The organism is Chryseobacterium sp. CBo1, from assembly GCF_001693475.1.
In the GTDB taxonomy this organism is placed as follows: Bacteria; Bacteroidota; Bacteroidia; order Flavobacteriales; family Weeksellaceae; genus Chryseobacterium; species Chryseobacterium formosense.
Window position 1 is genome coordinate 1 of sequence record NZ_MAUH01000062.1, and the last position, 1234, is coordinate 1234.

At 34.8% G+C, this 1234-nt stretch carries 1 protein-coding gene; it reads right to left on the reverse strand.

All coding sequences use genetic code 11. The features are described 5' to 3' along the window. Window positions 1-19: 19 nt before the first annotated feature. Complete coding sequence (locus BA768_RS18725) at window positions 20-1009, reverse strand: IS110 family transposase (RefSeq protein WP_065721980.1); 990 nt, start codon at window positions 1007-1009, stop codon at window positions 20-22. Window positions 1010-1234 lie beyond the last annotated feature (225 nt).

Genomic DNA, 1234 nt, shown 5'->3' on the forward strand with positions numbered 1-1234 from the left:
ATGTTAATCTGCAAATTGTTTATGTTAAAATTTTACAGTTTTTCAGATAGTCTTGTTGATAAGCTATTTTGTTTTTTACCACACCAAAACAAATTCTTAAAAGCTTGTTACAAACAGCTATCAATGCCAGTTTCTTAGGCTTACCTTTCGCTAACAACCTTAAGTAGAGCCCCTTGCAATGAGCGTTGTGTTTCATCGCCGTCCAAGAGCAAACATATAGTAAACTTCTGATATGGGTTTTAGAGGTTCTGCACTTTCCGGGAGAATAAGATTTCTTTCCGGACTGGTAAATCCGTGGAGCTAATCCAAAATATTTGACCAGTGATTTTGCCGAATCAAAGTTTTTAAATCCCGATGTAGCAGTCATTAGCTGGAGAGAGGTTTTCTCACCAATTCCTGATACACTTTGTATTAAATCTTTTACTTCTTTAAATTCCTTATTCTGAAGTTTGGGAAGGCGAAACTCCACTTCTTTAATTTCGTTTTCCAACTGTTTGAGTCTTTTTTCATAATGCTTTTCTGTATTGGGATTGAGATAAGGATTAAAACGAAGCGCTTTTAGTTTCACCGCATATCTGCGCTTTTCTTCTTCCAAATCATTCAAAAGTTTAATCTCCTGATCAAGATGTTCAATCTCAATACTCTTTGGAACATAATTCTCCGGACAAAACATTTCTCCATAAAGTCTGATCAGTTTGGCATCTTCAGCATCGGTTTTTGTAATAATGTTTTTCATCCTTCCAAAATGTTTTATCGACATACAGTTGATTAAGCTCGCTTCAAAACTTTTTTCCAAAGCAAGGTGAAGTATCCTGCTGCTGTAATTACCGGTGGCTTCGATAACGAAACAATAATCATCTAATGAAAATTTCTTTAAAAAAGATAAAATAGAGCGCTGGTTGTTTTCGATATTAGAAACCTGGTCCTGATTATTACTGTCGTTATAGCTCACCGTTAAAAACTTCGCTCCAACATCCACACCAATCACTTTTTTTGATAATTTTGTCATCGTAAATCTTTTTTTATAAAAGAGGTTTTCTTTTGATCCACCATGGTAAAAGTTTTTACCTACAATGTTCTATCCGGATTTGGAAGAAAACAACAGCAGGGGAATAAAATCGGGGGCGATATCGAAGTATCAATGAAGCGTCTGCCTTTATCCTGCTGCTTTTACTCTTTTGGTTAATTTTTTTAACTAAGTTATTAATCAATTTCACTTAATGCAAACTTACCA

What these genes read in the sequence shown, in the direction of transcription:
- BA768_RS18725 (WP_065721980.1), bottom strand. Translation starts at nt 1,009, where the DNA reads ATGACAAAATTATCAAAAAAAGTGATTGGTGTGGATGTTGGAGCGAAG.